We start from the raw sequence: 18784 nt of genomic DNA, 5'->3' as shown, positions 1-18784 counted from the left end.
GTCAGCCCACCGGCACCCCGCGCCCCTCCAGGATCCGCCGCGCCGCACCCACGCTGGTCAGCTCCCGGATCTCGCCGAGCGACAGCGAGACCCCGTAGGCGTCCTCCACCGCGACCACCAGCTGGATGTGCGACCTGCTCGTCCACTCGCCGGTGTTGTGCTGCGCGGTGTCGTCCGTCACCACGTCCGGCGGCAGTTCCAGGACCGCCGCCACCAGTTCCTCAAGCCTCATCCGCGCCTTCCCTCCCACCAGGCCGCCCCCGGGACGGGCTGCCCCGGGGCGTCGAACTCCCACACGTGCCCGAGCAGCCGGCCCAGCTCGGCGGGCTCCGCCGGACACTCCACCACCAGCGCGTCCGGCCGGGCGCTGCGCACGGCCTCGCACGTCACCGGGTCCCCGCTGACGAACAGCCAGTCCCCGTCCTCCACCCCGGCCAGCACGTCCGCCAGCACGTCCGCCAGCGCCTCGGCCGGCGGCCGCCCGCCGGTCCGCAGCACCTCCAGCCGCCTGCCCTGCCCGGCCAGCGTCTCGCCGACGTCGGCGAGCGCCCGGCGCACCTCCTCGGGAGCGGCCGCCAGCGCGTCGCCGTCCAGCACCACCACCCCGGGCGCCTCGGTGGTCAGCGCCGACAGCTGCCGTGCCAGTACGGTGCCGAGCGCCGCGAAGAACTCCTGGGTGTACGGGATGTTGCCGGTGGCCTCCGACACCGGGTCGTGGTAGTCGCCGACGTCGTAGAGCGCGAGCAGCTCCGCCATGTCGAGGCACACGACGTCCTCGATCTGGGCCAGGCCCGCGCCGAGCGCCCGCCGCCACTGCGCCGTCCCGCCGAGGTCGGCCGCCGGGCACAGCACGGCCACCAGCGGCGAGGGCCGCTCGCTCTGGAAGGCCTTGACGGCCTGGGTGAACTCCTGGCCCACCTCGGCGCGCTGGACGGCGTCCGCGCCCCAGTCCTCGGGGCGCAGCAGCACGACGTTGACGCCGCCGGTGTTGCGGTCCATCGCGCTGCCCGGCGTCAGCAGCTGCTGGAAGACCTGGTCGTACGGCGCGAGGTCCAGCGCGATCGGCAGTCCGGTGTGCTCCGCCCAGTACGCGAGCGAGGGCGCCAGCGGGCCCGCGGTGAAGGTCGCGGCGACCACCACGGGCAGCGTGTCGTCCTGCCGGGCCCCGGCGTCCGCCCGCTCGGGCGGCGCGGCGAGGGGCAGCCCGCCGGCGGGGGAGTCGGGTGCGGCGACCGCGGCGTCCAGCAGTACCCGGAAGCTGTCCAGCAGCCACGCCACGGTGGACGCGTCGAACAGTTCCGAGCTGTAGTCCAGGGTGCCCTGGAGCCCGTCGGGACCGTCCTCCATGGCCATGTTGAGGTCCATGAACACGTGCCCGGGATGCGCCTCGACGGGGCTGACCTCCAGGCCGCCGAACGAGGGGGAGAGGGCGAGGTCGTTGGTGTAGACGAACATGACCTGGAAGAGCGGGTTGTACGCGAGGGTCCGCTCCACGCCCAGCTCCGCGACGAGCTTCTCCACCGGCAGGTCCTGGTGGTCGTAGCTGCTGACCACCCGCTCGCGCACCCGCCGGAGCACCTCGGTGAAGGAGGGCTCCCCGGTGAGGTCGATGTTCAGCGCGGTGATGTTGGCGAAGAAGCCGATCATCGGTTCGAGCTCGGGCCGGGTACGGCCGCCGACCGGCACGCCCAGCACGATCCGCTCGTGCTCCGACCAGCGGTGCAGCAGGACGGCGAAGGCCGCGAGCAGGATGATGAAGACCGTGGCCCCGCTGTCCGAGCTGAGCGCCGCGACCCCGTCGGAGGTCTCCCGGGGCAGCCGGAAGACCAGCTGCTCGCCCCGGTGGCCGGGGATCTGCGGACGCGGCCGGTCGTACGGCAGCGTCAGCAGCGGCGGCGCGCCCTCCAGCGCCTCCCGCCAGAACTCCAGCTGCCGCCGCACCACGCCGCCGGCCAGCCACTCCTGCTGCCAGAGCGTGAAGTCGGCGTACTGCACGGGAAGTTCCGGCAGCCGCGGAGTGCCGTCCGTGCGGTAGGCGTCGTACAGGGCGCCCAGCTCGCCCGCCATCACGCCGATCGACCAGCTGTCCGCCACGATGTGGTGGGTGGTCAGCAGCAGGACGTGCTCGGTCGGCGACAACCGCAGCAAGGTGGTGCGCAGCAGCGGGTCGCGCGCCAGGTCGAAGGGCCGGCGGGCCTCCTCGCGGGCGGCCGCCACCAGGGCCGCGTCGTCCCGTCCGGCGAAGTCCACCACCGGCAGGGGCACCTCGCGGTGGCCGGCGACGAGCTGCACCGGCGTGCCGTCCGCCTCGTCGAAGTTGGTCCGCAGGATCTCGTGGCGCCGGACGACCTCCTCGAAGGCGCGCCGCAGGTGGTCCGGCTCCAGCGCGCCGCGCAGCCGCAGCGCCGCCGCCAGGTGGTAGGAGCTGACGCCCGGGTTCATCAGCTCGAAGAACCACATCCGCTGCTGCGCGAAGGACAGCGGCACCGGGTCCTGCGGCCTCGGCCGGCGCACCAGCGGCGGTATACCGTCGTCCTGCGCGGGGCCCGCCCGGCGCGCCCGGCGGGCCAGCTCGGCGACCGTACCGGCCTCGAAGACGGTACGCAGCGAGATGTCGCCCCCCAGCGCCTCGCGCAGCCGGGAGACCATCTGGATGGCCATCAGGGAGTGGCCGCCCAGCTCGAAGAAGTCGTCGTCGGGGCCGACCGCGTCGACGTCCAGCACGTCCTGCCAGATTCCCGCGATCACCTGCTCGGTCGGGTCGGTGAGCGGACCGCGGGTGCCCGCGGCGGTGCGCTCCCGGCGGGCGGTGTCGACGTCCGCGGGGTCCGGCAGCCGGCGGTGGTCGACCTTGCCGTTCGGGTTGAGCGGCAGCTCGTCCAGCCAGACGAACGTGGCCGGCACCATCACGGCGGGCATCGAGCGCAGCAGATGCGCCCGCAGGTCGGCGGCCGACGGGCGCGGGCCGTCCGCGACGAGATACCCGGCCAGCGCCCGGCGCCCGGCGCCGTCCTCGCGGACCGCCACGGCGGCCTGGCGCACCCCCTCGTACCCGGCCAGGCCCGCCTCGATCTCGCCCGGTTCGATCCGGTGCCCGCCGAGCTTGACCTGCCGGTCCATCCGGCCCAGGAACTCCAGGGCGCCGTCCGCCCGCCTGCGTACCCGGTCGCCCGTGCGGTAGAGCCGGTCGCCGGGGACGAACGGGGAGGGCACGAAGCGTTCGGCCGTCAGCTCGGGGCGGCCCAGGTAGCCGCGGGCCACCCCGTGGCCGCCGATCCACAGCTCGCCGGGCACGCCGAGCGGCACCGGCCGCAGATGTGCGTCGAGCACGTACAGCGAGGTGTTGGCGACCGGGTCGCCGATGGTGACGTCGGCGCCCGCCGCCACCTGCCACACCGACGACCAGATCGTCGTCTCGGTGGGCCCGTACATGTTGAGCACCCGGCCGCGGACCGTGCCCGCCAGGTCCGCGGCGAGCGCGCCGGTGAGCGCCTCGCCGCCGACGAGGAAGGTGTCGACCTCCGCGAGCGCCCCGCGGGTCCGCGGGTCGGCCAGCAGCACCCCGGCCAGCGTCGGGGTGCACTGCACGTGCGTGACGCCGTGCCGCCGGATCTGCGCCGCGATGCCGTGGTCGGCGCCGGCGTCGGCCGAGACCCGGCGGCGGACCTCGTCCAGCAGCGGCAGCGACGCCAGCACCTCCGCGGTGGGCACACCGAAGTCGATGAGGCAGGCCAGCTCGTCCACGCCCGCGGCGGTGATCCGCCCGGCCATGGCCACGCACTCGTCCACCGTGCCGATGAGGGCGCCGCCGTCGTAGTAGTGCGCGAAGCCGACGTCCAGCAGCGCCTCGACGTCGTCCGGTGTCGGCTCGCCCTCGATGCCCAGGCTCGGCGCGAGCGCCCTGATCAGGCCGAAGGAGCGCCGCAGGTACTCGCGGAAGGGCCCGCGCACCCGTTCGCGCACCTCGTCGGGATCGGTGCCGACGAAGGTGTGCGCCATCAGCGTCACATGCCCCTCGCCCGGGTGCCCCGCCTCCCGCCACGCCGCGCGGTAGACCGCGGTCTTCTCCGCGACGTCCGCGAGCTCCTGCCCCAGCAGATGGGTGAGCACCCCCGCGCCCAGCTCACCGGCCAGCCGGAAGGTCTCGGGGCTGCCGGCCGCCGCCAGCCACACCGCCGGGGCGTCCGTCAGCGGCCGCGGATAGGTGAGCAGTTCGGTCTCCCGGCCCACCCCGTTGACCGCCGTCACCGATTCGCCGCGCCACAGCCGCCGTACGGTGTCGATGCCCTCCCGCATCACCTCCTTGCGCCGCTCGTACACCTCGGGACCCGCGGCCAGCGCGAAGTCGTCGGCGTGCCAGCCGGAGGCGAAGGCGATGCCCGCGCGGCCGCCGGAGAGGTTGTCCACCACCGCCCACTCCTCGGCGACCCGCAGCGGGTTCTGGAGCGGGAGCACCACGCTGCCCGCCCGCAGCGCCACCCGCTCGGTGACCATGGCCAGCGCGGCCGCGGTGACGGCGGGGTTGGGGTAGAGGCCGCCGAAGCGGTCGAAGTGCCGCTCCGGGGTCCACACCGCGGAGAAGCCGTGCGTGTCGGCGAAGCGCGCGCCGTCCAGCAGCAGCCGGTAGCGGTCCGCCGGGCTGCCCTCCTCACTGCTGACGGCGAAGTACATCAGCCCGACGTCCAGCGGCCGGTGTTCCGCGCCCGGCAGCAGTTCGCCGTCGCCCTGCACCACGACCTTCCAGCCGCGGCGCAGCGGCCACAGCAGCTCCAGGGCGGCGATGTCGAACGACACGCTGGTCAGCGCCAGCCACACGCCGTCCTCGCGGTCGCCGAGCACTCCGTCCATCGCGGCCATGAAGTTGGCCAGCTCGCCGTGTCCGACCAGTACGCCCTTGGGGCGCCCGGTGGAGCCGGAGGTGTAGATGGCGTACGCCAGGCCCGGCTCGCCGCTGCTCCCGCCCGCGCCGGGGCCGTCACCGCCCAGGGCGGGCTCGTCGGGGGCGTCGGCCAGCACCAGCGGTACCGGGCGCCCGGCGAACAGCGCGCGGTGGGCCCGGGTGGTGACCACCGCGGACACCCCGGCGTCGTCCATGACGTACGCCAGCCGCTCCGGCGGCATCGACGGGTCCAGCGGCAGGTAGCCGGCGCCCGAGCGCAGCACGCCGAGCAGGGCGGCGACCATCTCCGGCGAGCGCTCCACGCACACCGCGACGAGTCGGCCGGCGCCGGCGCCCGCGGCCCGCAGCCGCTCCGCCAGCGCGGCGCTGTCCGCCGCCAGGTCGCCGTAGGACAGCTCGCGGTCCCGGAAGGCGAGCGCGACGGCCCCCGGGTGCGCCGCGGCCCTGGCGGCGATCTCCTCGTGGACGGGTCGCCGCGGCGAGGTGTCCTCGGTGGCGTTCCAGCCGTGCAGCACCAGCTCGCTCTCCGCGCCGTCCAGCAGCGGCAGTTCCCCGACCCGGCGGCCGGGACCGGCCGTCATGCCCTCCAGCAGGGTCCGCCAGTGGCCCAGCAGCCGCGTCATGGAGTCGGCGGTGAAGACGTCGGCGTTGTAGAGGACCGACACGCTCGGCCCGCCGAGGCCGCTCGGGGCGCCCGGTTCCGCCGCCGGCTCGCGCGGGTCGGTGAACTCCAGGGTCAGGTCGAACTCGGTCGCCACCCGGTCGCTGCGTACCGGCCGCACGTCGAGCCCGGCCAGCCGCAGCGGCGCCATCGAGGTGTTCTGCACCGTGAACATCGCCTGGAAGAGCGGCGAGCGCGCCGGGTCGCGCCGCGGGTGCAGCGACTCCACCAGCGACTCCACCGGGGTCTCCTGGTGCTCGTACGCCTCCAGGGCGCCGTCGCGCACCCGCCGCAGGAACTCGCGCACGGTCGGGTCGTCGGCGGTGTCGCCCCGCATGACCAGGGTGTTGACGAAGAAGCCGATCAGGTTCTCCGTCTCCAGCCGGGTGCGGTTGGCGGTGGGCACGCCGACCAGGGTGTCGCTCTCGCCGCAGTAGCGGCCGAGCAGCACATGGAAGGCCGCGAGCATCGCCATGAAGCGTGTGGCGCCCTCCTCGCGGCACAGCGCGTCGACAGCGTCCACGAGGTCCGCGGGCACGTCCAGGGTGACCTGCCCGCCCGCGTACGTCGCGGTCCCCGGCCGGGGCCGGTCGGTGGGCAGGTCGAGCAGGGTCGGGGCGCCCGCGAGGGCGGCGGTGCGGCGCTCCACCTGCGCGTGCAGCTCGCCGGACTCCAGCCGGGCGCGCTGCCAGACGGCGAAGTCGGCGTACTGCACCGGGAGGGCGGGGAGCCCGGACGTGCCCGCGCCGCCCGGGTAGAGCGCCGCGATCTCCTTCAGCAGCACGTCCACCGACCACATGTCGGCGATGATGTGGTGCACCGTCAGCGCGAGCGTCCACTCCTCGGCGCCGGTGCGCAGCAGCAGGGCGCGCAGCAGCGGCGGCCGCCCCAGGTCGAAGGGCCGGGCGACGTCCTCGGCCACCAGGCACGCCGCGCGCTCCTCCCGTTCGGCCTCCGGCAGCCCGGTCAGGTCCGTGACCGGCAGCGGCAGCTCCACCGCCGCCTGGACCTGCTGGACCGGCTCCCCGCCGTCGAGCCGGAAGGCGGTGCGCAGCGTGCCGTGCCGCCGCGCGACCTCGCCGAGGCACCGGGCGAGCGCCGCGGTGTCCAGCGGTCCCGCTATCCGCCAGCGCGCGCTCATGTGGTACGTGGCGGTGCCGGGGTGGACCTGCTCGAAGAACCACATCCGGCGCTGCTGGAGCGAGACCGGCAGCGGCCCGTCGTGCGGCACCGGCGCCAGCGGCCGGTCCTCCCGCGCGGGGTCCGCGCCCCGCCGCAGGATCTCCAGCACCTCCTGCTTGTGCTCGCCGAGGGCGGCCCGCAGTTCCGGAGTGAGCGCTCCCGGCGGCGCGCTGAAACGCAGCAGATCGCCGTCCGCCCACACCTCCACGCCCGCCGTCCGCAGCCGGGCCAGCAGTTCGACGACCCTCACAGTGCCCCCTCCTCGTTGTCCTGCGGACGTTCCGCCGGGCGGCGGCCGAGCGCGCGCAGCGTCGCCACCAGTTCCGCCTGGCCCGCCACCGTCGGCTCGGCGAACAGCTCCCGCAGCCGGCACTCCACGCCGAAGCGGTCGCGCAGCCGGTTCACCAGCCGGGTGCCGAGCAGCGAGTGCCCGCCCAGCTCGAAGAAGTCGCCCGTGATCCCGCCGGGTTCGACGCCCAGCAGCTCCTGCCAGATCTCGGCGACGGCGCGGCGCACGTCCGCCTGCGGCCCGCTGAACAGGTCGGTCTCCGCGGCCGCGGCCGCCTCCACGTTGCCGGGGCCCGCGGTCGTCCCGTCGTACGGGACCGCGCCGGCCGCCGCGGCATCCGGGTAGGCGGCCGGTCCGGCGATGTCCTCGCGCCAGTACCGCTGCCGCTGGAAGGGATACGCCGGCAGCGGGACCTTGCGCCGGCCCCGCCCGGACGTGCGCCGCCGCCAGTCCACGGCGACGCCCGCCGCCCACAGCGCCCCGGCCGCGTGCTCCAGCGCCGCCGTGTCGCCGCGCCCGGACCCGGGCCTGGCGGTCGAGGCCACCGCCGCCGCGCCTCCCGGGCGGACGCGCCGGGCCAGCGCGGTCAGGCCCTGCCCCGGGCCGACCTCCAGCAGCACCGGGCGGGAACCGTCCGCCGTGACGGTCGCCAGGCCCGCGGCGAACCGCACCGGCCGCAGCGTGTGCTCGGCCCAGTAGCCGGGGTCGGTCGCCTGCTCCGCGGTGATCCAGTCGCCGGTGACGTCGGAGACGAACGGCACTTCGGGAGCCCGCGGCGCCAGGCCCGCGACGACCTCGCGCAGCCGGTGCGCGGCCTCCTCCATCGCGGGGGAGTGGAAGGCCCGGGTGGTGTGCAGCAGCCGGCACCCCACCTCCCGTGCGGCCAGCGACCGCCGGTACGCCTCGACCGCGTCCGGCGCCCCGGCGACCGTGCACTGGTCGGCGGCGTTGACCGCGGCCAGGGACACTCCCGCGGGCAGCTCGCCCAGTTCGTCCTCGCCGAGCTGCACCCCGAGCATCGCCCCCGGCGCGGCCCTGCCCATCAGTGCGCCGCGCGCCGCGACCAGGGCCACGGCGTCGCCGAGCCGGAACACCCCGGCCAGGCAGGCCGCGACGTACTCGCCCAGGCTGTGGCCGAGCAGCCCGGCGGGCCGCACGCCCCACTCCTGCCACTGCCGGGCCAGCGCGTACTCGACGGCGAAGAGGGCGGGCTGGGCGTGCTGCGTCCCGTCGAGAATCCCGGGCGGCGCGCCGGGCCGGGTCAACCGCTCCAGGACGGCGGCCGCTTCCCCGTCCAGGAAGCCGCGGCAGCGGTCGTACTCCGCACGGAAGACGCCGTGCGCCGCGTACAGCTCCGCCGCCATCGCCGGGTGCTGCGCGCCCTGGCCCGGCAGCAGGAGGACCACCGGCGGCGCGGTGGCGGGTGCCGGCGAACCGGTCGCGGGCCCGGCGGGCGTCCGCAGCGCCGCGACGGCCTCCGCGGCGTCCGCCGCCACCACGAAGCGCCGGTGTTCGAAGGCCTTCCGGCCGAGCTGCGTGGTGTACGCCGCGTCGGCCAGCGACGGCCCGCCGTCCTCCGCCAGCCGGTCGGCGAGCCGCAGCGCCGCCTCGTCCGCGGCCCGTCGGGTCCGTGCGGAGACCAGCAGCAGCTGCGGGCCCGGCGCCGGGGGAGGGGAGGCCGGAGCCGCGGGGGCCTCCTCGACCACCACATGGGCGTTCGTGCCGCCGATGCCGAAGGAGCTGACCCCCGCCCTGCGCGGCCCGGCGCCGGCCGGCCACGGGAGCGCCCGGGCGGGGACGTGGAAGGGGCTGCTCGCCAGCTCCGCCTTCGGGTTGGGCGTGCGGAAGTACGGGCTCGGCGGCAGCGTGCGGTGCTCCAGCGCCAGGACGGTCTTGATCAGCCCGGCGATCCCGGCGGCCACGTCCAGGTGGCCGATGGCGGCCTTCACCGAGCCGATCGCACAGGTCCCCGTGCCCTCCGCCCCGCCGTCGCGGAAGGCCCGGCTCAGCGCGGTGACCTCGATCGGGTCGCCCAGCACCGTCGCGGTGCCGTGCGTCTCCACGTAGCCGATGCCGCCGGGGCGCACTCCCGCGGCGCGGTGGGCGGCCCTGATCACCGCGGCCTGGCCGGCGACCGAGGGAGCGGTGTAGCCGACCTTCGCGGCACCGTCGTTGTTGACCGCGCTGCCCTTGACGACGGCTCGGACGGTGTCCCCGTCCGCGAGGGCGTCGCCGAGCATCTTCAGCACCACCACCCCGACGCCGTCGCCAGGCACCGTCCCGGTGGCCCGTGCGTCGAAGGGCATGCAGCGGCCGTCGCGCGCGTAGATGCCCTCCTCCTGGTGGAGGTAGCCCTCCCGCAGCGGCACCATGACCGAGACCCCGCCGGCCAGCGCGATGTCGCAGTCCCCGCTGAGCAGCCCCTGGCAGGCGAGGTGCACCGCGACCAGCGCCGTCGAGCACGCCGACTGCACGCAGATCGCCGGGCCGGTCAGGCCCAGCTTGTAGGCGGTACGGGTGGGCAGCATGTCCTTGTCGTTGCCGAGGACGACCTCCATGAAGTCCGGCAGGTAGGACAGCTCGCGCAGCGGCCGCCCCAGGTACGTGCCGGTGCTCGACCCCGCGTAGAGGCCGGTCGCCGGTGCGCGGTCCGGGTCCACGCCCGCGTCCTCCAGCGCCTCCCAGGCGCATTCGAGGAAGATCCGCTGCTGCGGGTCGAGGGTGGCGGCGTCGCGCGGGCTGAATCCGAAGAAGCCCGCGTCGAAGAGGTCCGCGCCCGGCAGGTAGCCCTTGGCGCGGACGTAGCGCGGGTCCTTGACGACCTGTTCGGGGACGCCCTCGTCGAGCAGCTCCTGCTCGGAGAAGAAGGTGACGGCCTCCGCGCCGTCCCTCAGCAGCGGCCAGAAGGCGCCGGTGTCCGCGGCGCCGGGGAAGCGCCCGGCCATGCCGATGATCGCGATGTCCGCGCCGCCGTCGTCCGCGGAGCCGCCGCGGTCCGCGGTGTCCACGCTGTCCTGGGTGTCCACGCTCAGTGTTCCTCCACCATCGTCCGGCGCCGCCGCAGCCGGTCCCGTCCCGCCGCGCGGTCCCCGCGACCGCCGCCGTCCCGCTCGTCCGCGGCCGCTTCCGGCGGCTCCCGCCCCGCGTCCCGGCCGTCCGCCGCGCCCAGGTGGGCGGCGAGCGCCGCGACCGTCGGGTGCTCCAGGAGCGCCAGCGTGCCGACCTCGCGGCCGAGTTCCTCCGTCAGCCGCGCCGCGACCTCCACCAGCAGCACCGAGTGGCCGCCCAGCTCGAAGAAGTTGTCGGCCGCCCCGACCTCGGCCACACCCAGGGCGTCGGCCAGCACGCCCACGACGGTGCGTTCCAGCGCGGACACCGCGCCGGTGCGCGGACCCGGCGGCGCGGAGGCCGCCGCGACCTCGGGCAGTGCCGCCCGGTCGACCTTGCCGTTGGCGGTCAGCGGCAGCTCGGCCAGAATCCCGATCCGCGAGGGCACCATGGCCGGCGGTACCGTCTCGCGCAGGAAGGCCGACAGCGCCGCCGGATCGACGGCGGCGCCCTCGACGGGCACCACGTGCGCGTCGAGCCGCAGGTCGCCGGACGCCTCCGGAGCCGTCACGGCCACCGCGAGGCGCACCGCCGGGTGCCGGGCCAGCGCCGCCTCGACCGCGCCGAGTTCGATACGGAAGCCGCGCACCTTCACCTGGCTGTCCGCGCGCCCCAGCACGTGCAGCCGCCCCTGCGGGTCCCGCCGCGCGAGGTCGCCGGTGCGGTACACCCGCCCGCCGGGCAGGCAGCCGAAGGGGTCCGGGACGAAGCGCTCGGCGGTCAGCCCCGGGCGGCCCAGGTAGCCGCGGGCGACGCCGAGACCGCCGAGGCACAGCTCGCCGACCATGCCGACGGGCACCGGACGCATCCGGTCGTCCAGCACGTGCGCGCAGGTGCCGTCGACGGGGTGGCCGACCGTCACCTGTGCGGGCTCGGCGGCGTCGATCTCCGCGCAGGCCGACCACACGGTCGTCTCCGTCGGCCCGTACATGTTCCACATCCGGCCCACCCGCGGCCGCAGCGCGGCGGCCAGGGCGGGTGGCAGCGCCTCGCCGCCGACCAGCGCGGTGAGCCGCGGCGATCCGGGCCACCCCGCGGACAGCAGCATCCGCCAGGTCACCGGCGTGGCCTGGAGCACGGTCGCGGCGCTGCTGTCCAGGAGCGCGGCGAGCGCCCGCGGGTCGGCGGCCTCGGCCCGGCCCGCCACCGTCACCCGGGCGCCCGCGACGAGCGGCAGCCACAGTTCCAGGCCGGCGATGTCGAAGGAGAGCGTCGTCACCGCCACCAGGCTGTCGTCCGCGCCGATCCCCGGCGTCCCGCTCATCGCCCGCAGGAAGGCGGCGAAGGCGCCCTGGGAGATCTGCACGCCCTTGGGCGCCCCCGTGGAGCCCGAGGTGTGCAGGACGTAGGCGAGCTGGTCCGGGTGGCTGACCGTGCCGGGCGGCTCGGCGCTGTGCGCGCCGATCGCGTCGCGTTCCAGGTCCAGCCGTACGGCCGGCAGGCCGGCGGGCGCGACCTCCCGCGGGGCCGACGCGTCGGTCAGCAGGACGGTGAGCCGGGTGTCGCCCAGGATCGCCGCGATGTGCCCGGCCGGGTAGTGCGGGTCGACCGGGACGTACGCGGCGCCGGCCCGGTGGACGGCCAGCAGGGCGACCACCATGTCGAGGCCGCGCTCCAGGCACACCCCGACCAGCGACTCGGGACCCGCGCCGAGCGCCGCCAGGTAGCGGGCGAGCCGGTTGGCGGCGGCGTCGAGTTCGCCGTACGTCAGGCTGCTGCCGCCCGCGGTCACCGCGATCCGGCCGGGTGCCTCCGCGGCCCGCGCCGCGACCTGCTCGTGGGCGCACCACCGCGGTGCCCGCCACGCGCCCTCCCGCCCCGCCGCTGCCGGGCCCTCGCCCCCGTCGTCCGCCCGCAGCCGCCCCACGGCGGTCCGCGGCGCGGCGGCGGCGTGCGCGGCCAGCGAGCGGAACTGCTCCAGCAGGCAGGCCGCGTAGCCGGCGTCCACCTGCCCGGTGCGGTGCTCCAGCACCAGCCGCAGCCCGCCGGCTCCGGCCTCGCACCGCAGCAGCAGGGTGAAGGGCCCGCTCCACACCGCCCGCGACTCCTCGGCGAAGGTCACCCCCGCGGCCGTCCGCGGCTCCGGCGCCGCACGGTGCTCGAAGCCCCACACCGGGTGCGCGGGTTCGGCCGCGTCGTCCGGCGGCCACGCGAAGAACTCCAGCTCCTCCCGGACCACCGCCGCGGCCTTGCGCAGCCGCTCCAGCACGTCCGCGAAGACGTCGCCCTCCGCGACCGGGCCGACGACCGGGAGCACCTTGGCGCACGCCCCCACGAGGGGCGCCAGCTCCTCGTACACCCGGCAGTCGACGACCGCGCCGGTGACGATCTCGGGCGTCCTGGCGTGCCGCCACAGCAGGACCGTCCAGCAGGCGTGCAGGAAGTCCGCCGCCGTCGCGCCCAGCGCGTCCGCCGCCGCCTCCACCGCGGCCGACTCCTCCGGCCGGAGCAGCGCGGCGGCTCGGGCCAGGGGCCCTGCCGGCCCGTCCGCCTCCCACGGCAGCCGCTGGGTGCGCCGCAGCTCCCGCAGCCGCCCGAAGTCCCGCGGCCCACCCGCCTCCTCGTCGTCCCGCAGCGCGTTCTGCCAGGCCGCGAACTCCGCGTACGGCAGCGCCTCCGGCAGGGCGGGCCCGCCCGTGACGGCGTCGGCGTAGGCGTCGGCGGTGTCGCCGGCCAGCAGATCGAGGCTGCGGCCGTCGGCGAGGAGCGCGGGCAGCGCGAGGGTGAGCCGGTGCCGCCCCGGGCCGGTGGTCTCGACCGCCGTGTCCAGCACGCCGCCGCCGGAGCCGTCGGCGGCGCGCGTCAGGCCGTGGCGGTCCGCCACCGCGGACAGGGCCGCGTCCAGGCGGTCCCGGTCCAGGGGCCCGTCGAGGCGCAGGACGACCCGCGCCGGGTGGACGTCCCCGGCCGCGGCCCAGGCCCGGATGTGCCGCTGCTGGGGTGACTCCTCGGACGCTTCCACGTCAGCTCCTGGCATCGTGCGGGGGTGCGGCGGCCGAGCGGCGGCGCACACTGTCGAAACGAGCCCTGGCCGCGGTGGCACGCTGCCGGGCGGTCTCCTGCCGCCGGGCGTCCACGGCGCGCGCGGTCACGTCGGCGACCGTGTCCCCGGGAGCGGCCACGACGCCCGACAGCAGCGCGCGCAGCTCGCCCAGCATCCGGGCGGCCGTCGCGGCGGTGAACGAGTCGGCGTTGTGGACCAGCGCGCCGCGCACCGCGGTCGGGGTCTGCACCACGTGCAGCGACAGGTCCTGGGTGGCGGTCGGGGCGTGCCGCTCCTGCGGGGTCACCGTCACCCCGGCGGGACCGGGCACCGTGTCCGGCCGGCGGTGGTACTCGATCTCCACGTGGAAGAGCGGCGGCCGGTCCGGCCGGCGCGGCGGCCTGAGCAGCTCCACCAGCCGGTCGAAGGGCAGGTCGGCGTGCGCCTGCGCGCCGAGCGCCGTCTCCCGCACCCGCGCCAGCACCTCGCGTACGGTGTCGGTCGCCGCCACCCGGGTGCGCAGCACCAGCTGGTTGGTGAAGAAGCCGATGACCGGCTCGACCTCGACCGTCTGCCGCCCGGCCGTGCCCGACCCCACCACCAGGTCGTCCTGCTCGCAGTGGTGGCGCAGCAGCATCAGGTACGCCGCCAGCACCGCCATGAAGACGGTCACGCCCTCGCGCAGGCAGAAGGCGACCAGCTCCGCCGTCTCCCGCTCGCCCAGCTCGTACGGCAGCGTGGCCGCCGTGAAGACGGCCGTGCCCGGCAGCGGGCGGTCGTACGGCAGGGCCAGCGCCTCGGGCGCGCCCGCGAGCCGCTCGCGCCAGTAGTCCGCCGTGCGCGCGGTGACGCCCGGCAGCTGCTCGCGCTCCCAGCGGGCGTAGTCGGCGTACTGCACCTCCAGCGGCGGCAGCGCCGGGTCCTCGCCCGCGCCCGCCACCGCGTAGGCCGCCCACAGCTCCTCGAAGAGCAGCTCGGTGGACCAGGCGTCGGTGGCGATGTGGTGGACCGTCACGAGCAGCAGGTGCCGCACCGGCGACAGCCGGACCAGCCGCATCCGCAGCGGCGCGTCCGCGGCGAGGTCGAACGGCAGCGCCGCCTCCTCCTCGGCCAGCCGCAGCGCCTCCTCCTCGGCGGACGCCGTGCCCTGCCCCGCCAGGTCGGTGACCGGCAGCCCGCACGGCCGCGCCGGCGCCACCACCTGCACCGGACCGCCCGCCTGCTGGCGCACGGTGGTGCGCAGCATGTCGTGCCGGGCGCGTACGGCGTCGGCGGCGCGTCCCAGCGCCCCGGCGTCCAGCGGCCCGTCGAGCCACAGCGCGGTGGCGACGTTGTGGTGCGCGCCGCCCCGGTCGAGCTGCTCGACGAACCACAGCCGCCGCTGGGCGTGCGACAGCGGCGCCGGCCCCGCGCCGGGATCCGCCCTCACCGGCGGCGGCACCGGGGCCGCGCCGCCCGCGAGGGCCTCGGCGATCCGGTCGGCCAGACGCGCGGGCGTCGGCGCCTCGAACACCGCGCGCAGCGGTACGTCCACGGCGAGGTCGCGCCGCAGACGCGAGACGAGCTGCACGGCCAGCAGCGAATGGCCGCCCGCACGGAAGAAGTCCGTGCTGTCGGTGACCTCCCCCGCCTCGGGGCCCAACAGATCCGACCACAGCCCGTGCAGCAGTTCCGCGGTCGCACGCGCCCTGCCGGACGGCCCGGGTTCCACGGCGGCCGGGGAGGCCGTGGGCAGAGCGAACTCCCGGCGCGGCGGCGGGGTGACGCCGCCGAGGGCGGTCAGCGGCCGGTCCGGGTCCGCGGCGGCGTCCGCCAGCAGCGCGCCGAGGTCGGCCAGCAGCCGTTCGGCGGTCGCCGCGTCGAAGAGGTCCGCGGCGTAGCTGAGCGTCGCCGTCAGACCGGCGGGTCCGTCGTCGGCCATCGTCAGCGACAGGTCGAAGGCCTCGGCGGGGTGGGTCAGGCCGACCGGTTCGACCGCGACGCCGGCCAGGTCCCACACGGGCCGCGGGACGTTCTGGTAGGCGAACATCGCCTGGAAGACCGGGCTGTGCGCGGTGCTGCGCGCCAGCCCCAGCTCCTCCACGACCAGCTCGAAGGGCACGTCCTGGCGTGCCTGCGCGTCCAGCACGGCCGCGCGCACCCGGCCGAGCAGCGTCCCGAAGTCCGGATCGCCGCCGGTGTCGCAGCGTACGGCGACGGTGTTGACGAAGCAGCCGATCAGCGGCTCCAGGTCGCGGTGGGAGCGTCCGGCCACCGGGCAGCCCACGACGACGTCCGCCTCGCCGGACCACAGGTGCAGCACGGCGTGGAAGCCCGCGAGCAGCGTCATGAACAGCGTCGCGCCCTCCCGCCGGGCCAGCCGCCGCAGTCCGTCGGCGACCTCGGCGGGCAGCACGGACCCGGCGATGCCCGAGTGGTGGTCCCGCACCGCGGGCCGCGGCCGGTCGGCGGGCAGGTCGAGCACGGCGGGTGCGCCCGCGAGCCGCTCGCGCCACTGGTCCAGGCCCGCGCGGAAGGCCCCGGCCCGCGCGCGGTCCTCCTGCCAGGCGGCGAAGTCCGCGAACTGCAGCGGCAGTTCCGGCACCTGCGGTTCCGCGCCGGTGCCGAAGGCGGTGCAGTGCGCGGACAGCTCCGCGACGAGCAGCGCGTACGACCAGCCGTCCGCCACGATGTGGTGCAGCGACAGCAGCAGCAGGTGCTCGTCGTCGGCGGTGCGCAGGAGCACCGCCCGCAGCAGCGGCCCGGAGGCGAGGGCGAAGTGCCACTCCGCCTCGGCCCGCCGCAGCCGGGCGGCAGCGGCCTCCCGCTCCCGCGGGCCGAGGCGGCGCAGGTCCACCAGCGGCACCGGTACCGTCCCCGCCGGCGCGGCCACCTGCACGGGTGCGCCGCCGTCCTCGGGGAAGGACGTGCGCAGGACGACGTGCCGTGCGACGACCGCGTCCACCGCCCGGCGCAGCGCGGTGACGTCCAGCGGCCCGACCAGCCGCAGCGTCTCGCGCGCCCCGTACAGGCCGCTGTCCGGCTGCCACCGGTCCAGGAACCAGATGCCGCGCTGTGCGAAGGCCAGCGGCGCCGGGCCGTCCCCGGCCCGCCGCGGGATGCCGTCGGCGGCGCGCGACCGGCGCTCGGCCAGGGCCCGCTCCAGCAGGGCGCGTTTGACCGGCGAGAGCACCGACGCCCGCGCCGTCCGACCGGCCGTCACCGGCCCGCCTCCCCGCCGAGCAGCCGGCCGGCCTCCTCGTCCGACATGCTCCCGATGTCGGACAGCAGCGCCAGCACCTCCGCCGCCGCCGTGTCGGCCGCGGCGGCCTCCGTCACCTCCGCCGCCAGGCCGCCCAGGGTGGGCGAGCGGAAGACCGTCTGGAGCGGTACCGCGATGCCGAAGGTGTCGCGGACCCGGGCGACGACCTGGTTGGCCAGCAGCGAGTCGCCGCCCGCGGCGAAGAAGTCCTCGTCGGTGCCGACGCTGTCGCGGCGCAGCAGCTCGCACCAGATCTCCGCGAGCAGCTGCTCGACCGGCGAGACGGGCGCGGCGCCCGGTGCCGGGTCGGGCAGGGCCTCCTGCGGGTCGGGCAGGGCCTTGAGGTCGACCTTGCCGCCGGGCATCAGCGGCAGCGCGTCCAGCACCACGAAGTGGGACGGCACCATGTACTCCGGCAGCTTCGCGGCCAGGAACTCCCGCAGCTCGCGCGCCCCGGGACGCACCGCGCCGCGCGGCACGCAGTAGGCCGCGAGCCTGCCGTCGTACGGCACGACCACGGACGGGCCCAGCTCGGGGTGCAGCGCGAGCGCGGCGGCGATGTCGCCCGGGTCGATACGGTAGCCGCGGATCTTCACCTGGTCGTCGACCCGGCCGGCGAACTCGAGCGCCCCGCCGGCGGTCTGCCGCGCCAGGTCCCCGGTGCGGTACATCCGCGACCCCGGGGGGCCGAACGGGCTCGGCACGAACGACTCGGCAGTCAGGGCGGGCTGGCCGAGGTAGCCGCGGGCCAGTCCCGTGCCGGTGATCCACAGCTCGCCGACCTCGCCCGCCGGTACCGGCCGCAGCGCGTCGTCGAGGACGTGCACACCGGTGCCCGGCAGCGGGCTGCCGATCGGCACCCGCTCCAGCCGGCCGATCAGGTCGGGGTCCATCGGCGGCAGGTACAGCGTCGCCGCGACGGTGGTCTCGGTCGGGCCGTACGCGTAGACGAAGTGCGGCCGGTGGGGGTTGAGCCGGGCCCAGGCCGCGAGCCGCCCCACCGGGATGCTCTCCCCGCCGGTGACGAAGTGCCGCAGCCACGGGATCCGCTCGCCCGACGCCTCCAGCTCCTCCACCAGCAGCTGCAGGAAGACCGGCGGCAGCATCACGCTGCTGATGCCGAGCCGGCGGCAGTCGTCCAGCAGTTCCCTCGGTGACGTCCACTGCGGCCTGGGGTGCACCACCAGGGTCGCGCCCGACAGCAGCGCCGGGTAGATCTCCGCCGCGGCCGCGTCGAACGCCAGCGAGGTGAACTGGAGCACCCGGTCGCCGGGGCCGAATCCGTACAGCTCGGTCTTGGCCGCGGCGCGGTCCCCCAGCGCGCGGTGGTCGATCATGATGCCCTTGGGCGTCCCGGTGGAGCCCGAGGTGAAGATGACGTAGGCCAGGTTGTGCGGGTGCAGCCCGGTGTCCGGGGCCTGCGCCGGGCAGGCCGCCACCGCCGCGTCGTCGTCCTCGGTCACCGTGGCCGTACCGGCGGGCAGCAGGCCGGCCAGCGAGCGCTGGGTGAGCACCAGCCGGGGCGCGGCCCGCTCCACGATCCGGGCCAGCCGCTCGGCGGGCAGCCCGGGGTCCAGCGGCAGGTAGGCGGCGCCCGACTTGAGCACCGCGAGCAGCGCGGTGATCATCCCCGCCGACCGCTCCAGGTACAGCCCCACCACCTCGTCCGGCCCGGCCCCGCGCCCGTGCAGATACCGGGCCAGCCGGTCGGACCGCCGGTCCAGTTCGCGGTAGGTCATCCGCTCCTTGCCCAGCACGACCGCCTCGGCGTCCGGCGTGCGCGCCACCTGCTCCGCGAAGAGCTCCAGCACCCCGCTCATCCGGCCACCCCCGTCACCGCGGCGCTCCCCGCCTCACCGCCGGACGGCCACGCGGCATACCCGCGCAGCCCGTACAGCAGCGGCGGGTGCTGGGCGAGATGCCGTACGGACACCACCTCCGCGATGACGACCGTGTGGTCGCCCGCGGGAGTGGTGCTGCGCACCCGACACTCGGCGAAGGAGTGCGCGTCCTCCGTCAGGCACGGCAGGCCGGAGTCGCCCGCGGGCCGCCAGACGACTCCGGCGAAGCGGTCGCCGCCGCCGGTCGCGAAGACCTCCGCGGCCCGCCGCCCCCACCGGTGCAGCAGGTTCACCGCGAAGCCGCCGCCGGCCAGCAGCTCCCGCAGGGTGCCGCTGCGGTTGTCGAGGCTGACCAGCAGCATCGGCGGAGCCAGTGACACCGCGCACAGCGAGGTGCAGGTCAGGCCGAACGGCACGCCGGTCCCCGCCCCCGTCGTCGTCACCACCGCGACCCCGCTGGGAAATCCCGCCATCAGCCCGCGGAAGGCGTCGACGTCCGTGCTGCGTGCCGCAACGGCCGCGGGCGGCGGCGCGGTCGCGGCCTTCGTGTGCTCCATGTGCTGGACCTCCCCGAGGGCC

At 76.5% G+C, this 18784-nt stretch carries 7 protein-coding genes; all 7 read right to left on the bottom strand.

Features of this window, described 5'->3' with window-relative positions:
- Position 1 precedes the first annotated feature (1 nt).
- The 7 genes from ACH4SL_RS29350 to ACH4SL_RS29320 are packed head-to-tail and all read right to left on the bottom strand — an operon-like array spanning position 2 to position 18762.
- The gene (locus ACH4SL_RS29350; protein ID WP_398450943.1) at positions 2-232 is read right to left on the bottom strand and encodes an acyl carrier protein; all 231 of its coding nucleotides are present in this window, start codon (positions 230-232) and stop codon (positions 2-4) included.
- Positions 229-6993, bottom strand: coding sequence for a MupA/Atu3671 family FMN-dependent luciferase-like monooxygenase (locus tag ACH4SL_RS29345; RefSeq protein ID WP_398450941.1), 6765 nt, complete (start codon positions 6991-6993; stop codon positions 229-231). Before ACH4SL_RS29345 ends, ACH4SL_RS29350 begins: the two co-directional genes overlap by 4 nt.
- Positions 6990-10058: a type I polyketide synthase gene (locus tag ACH4SL_RS29340; protein WP_398450939.1), complete on the bottom strand. Its 3069-nt coding sequence runs from the start codon at positions 10056-10058 to the stop codon at positions 6990-6992. Before ACH4SL_RS29340 ends, ACH4SL_RS29345 begins: the two co-directional genes overlap by 4 nt.
- Positions 10059-10060: 2 nt before the next feature.
- A complete protein-coding gene (locus tag ACH4SL_RS29335; protein ID WP_398450937.1) occupies positions 10061-13102 on the bottom strand; it encodes an amino acid adenylation domain-containing protein in 3042 nt (1013 codons plus the stop codon).
- Between the two features lies 1 nt (position 13103).
- Complete coding sequence (locus ACH4SL_RS29330; RefSeq protein WP_398450935.1) at positions 13104-16325, bottom strand: condensation domain-containing protein; 3222 nt, start codon at positions 16323-16325, stop codon at positions 13104-13106.
- Positions 16322-18184 (bottom strand): amino acid adenylation domain-containing protein, encoded by a 1863-nt coding sequence (locus ACH4SL_RS29325; protein WP_398450933.1) that lies wholly within the window; start codon positions 18182-18184, stop codon positions 16322-16324. The genes ACH4SL_RS29330 and ACH4SL_RS29325 overlap by 4 nt, the downstream gene beginning before the upstream one ends.
- Positions 18181-18762, bottom strand: coding sequence for a flavin reductase family protein (locus ACH4SL_RS29320; RefSeq protein WP_398450930.1), 582 nt, complete (start codon positions 18760-18762; stop codon positions 18181-18183). The genes ACH4SL_RS29325 and ACH4SL_RS29320 overlap by 4 nt, the downstream gene beginning before the upstream one ends.
- Positions 18763-18784 lie beyond the last annotated feature (22 nt).

This window comes from Streptomyces sp. NPDC021020 (assembly GCF_044333285.1).
Classification (GTDB): Bacteria; Actinomycetota; Actinomycetes; order Streptomycetales; family Streptomycetaceae; genus Actinacidiphila.
The sequence above is the reverse complement of the archived record's forward strand: the minus strand, read 5'-3'. Positions and strand labels throughout refer to the sequence as shown.

Bases quoted from the DNA above. Each gene is read 5' to 3' on its own strand.
- ACH4SL_RS29320 (WP_398450930.1), bottom strand. From the start codon at position 18,762: ATGGAGCACACGAAGGCCGCGACCGCGCCGCCGCCCGCGGCCGTTGCG.
- ACH4SL_RS29325 (WP_398450933.1), bottom strand. From the start codon at position 18,184: ATGAGCGGGGTGCTGGAGCTCTTCGCGGAGCAGGTGGCGCGCACGCCG.
- ACH4SL_RS29350 (WP_398450943.1), bottom strand. From the start codon at position 232: ATGAGGCTTGAGGAACTGGTGGCGGCGGTCCTGGAACTGCCGCCGGAC.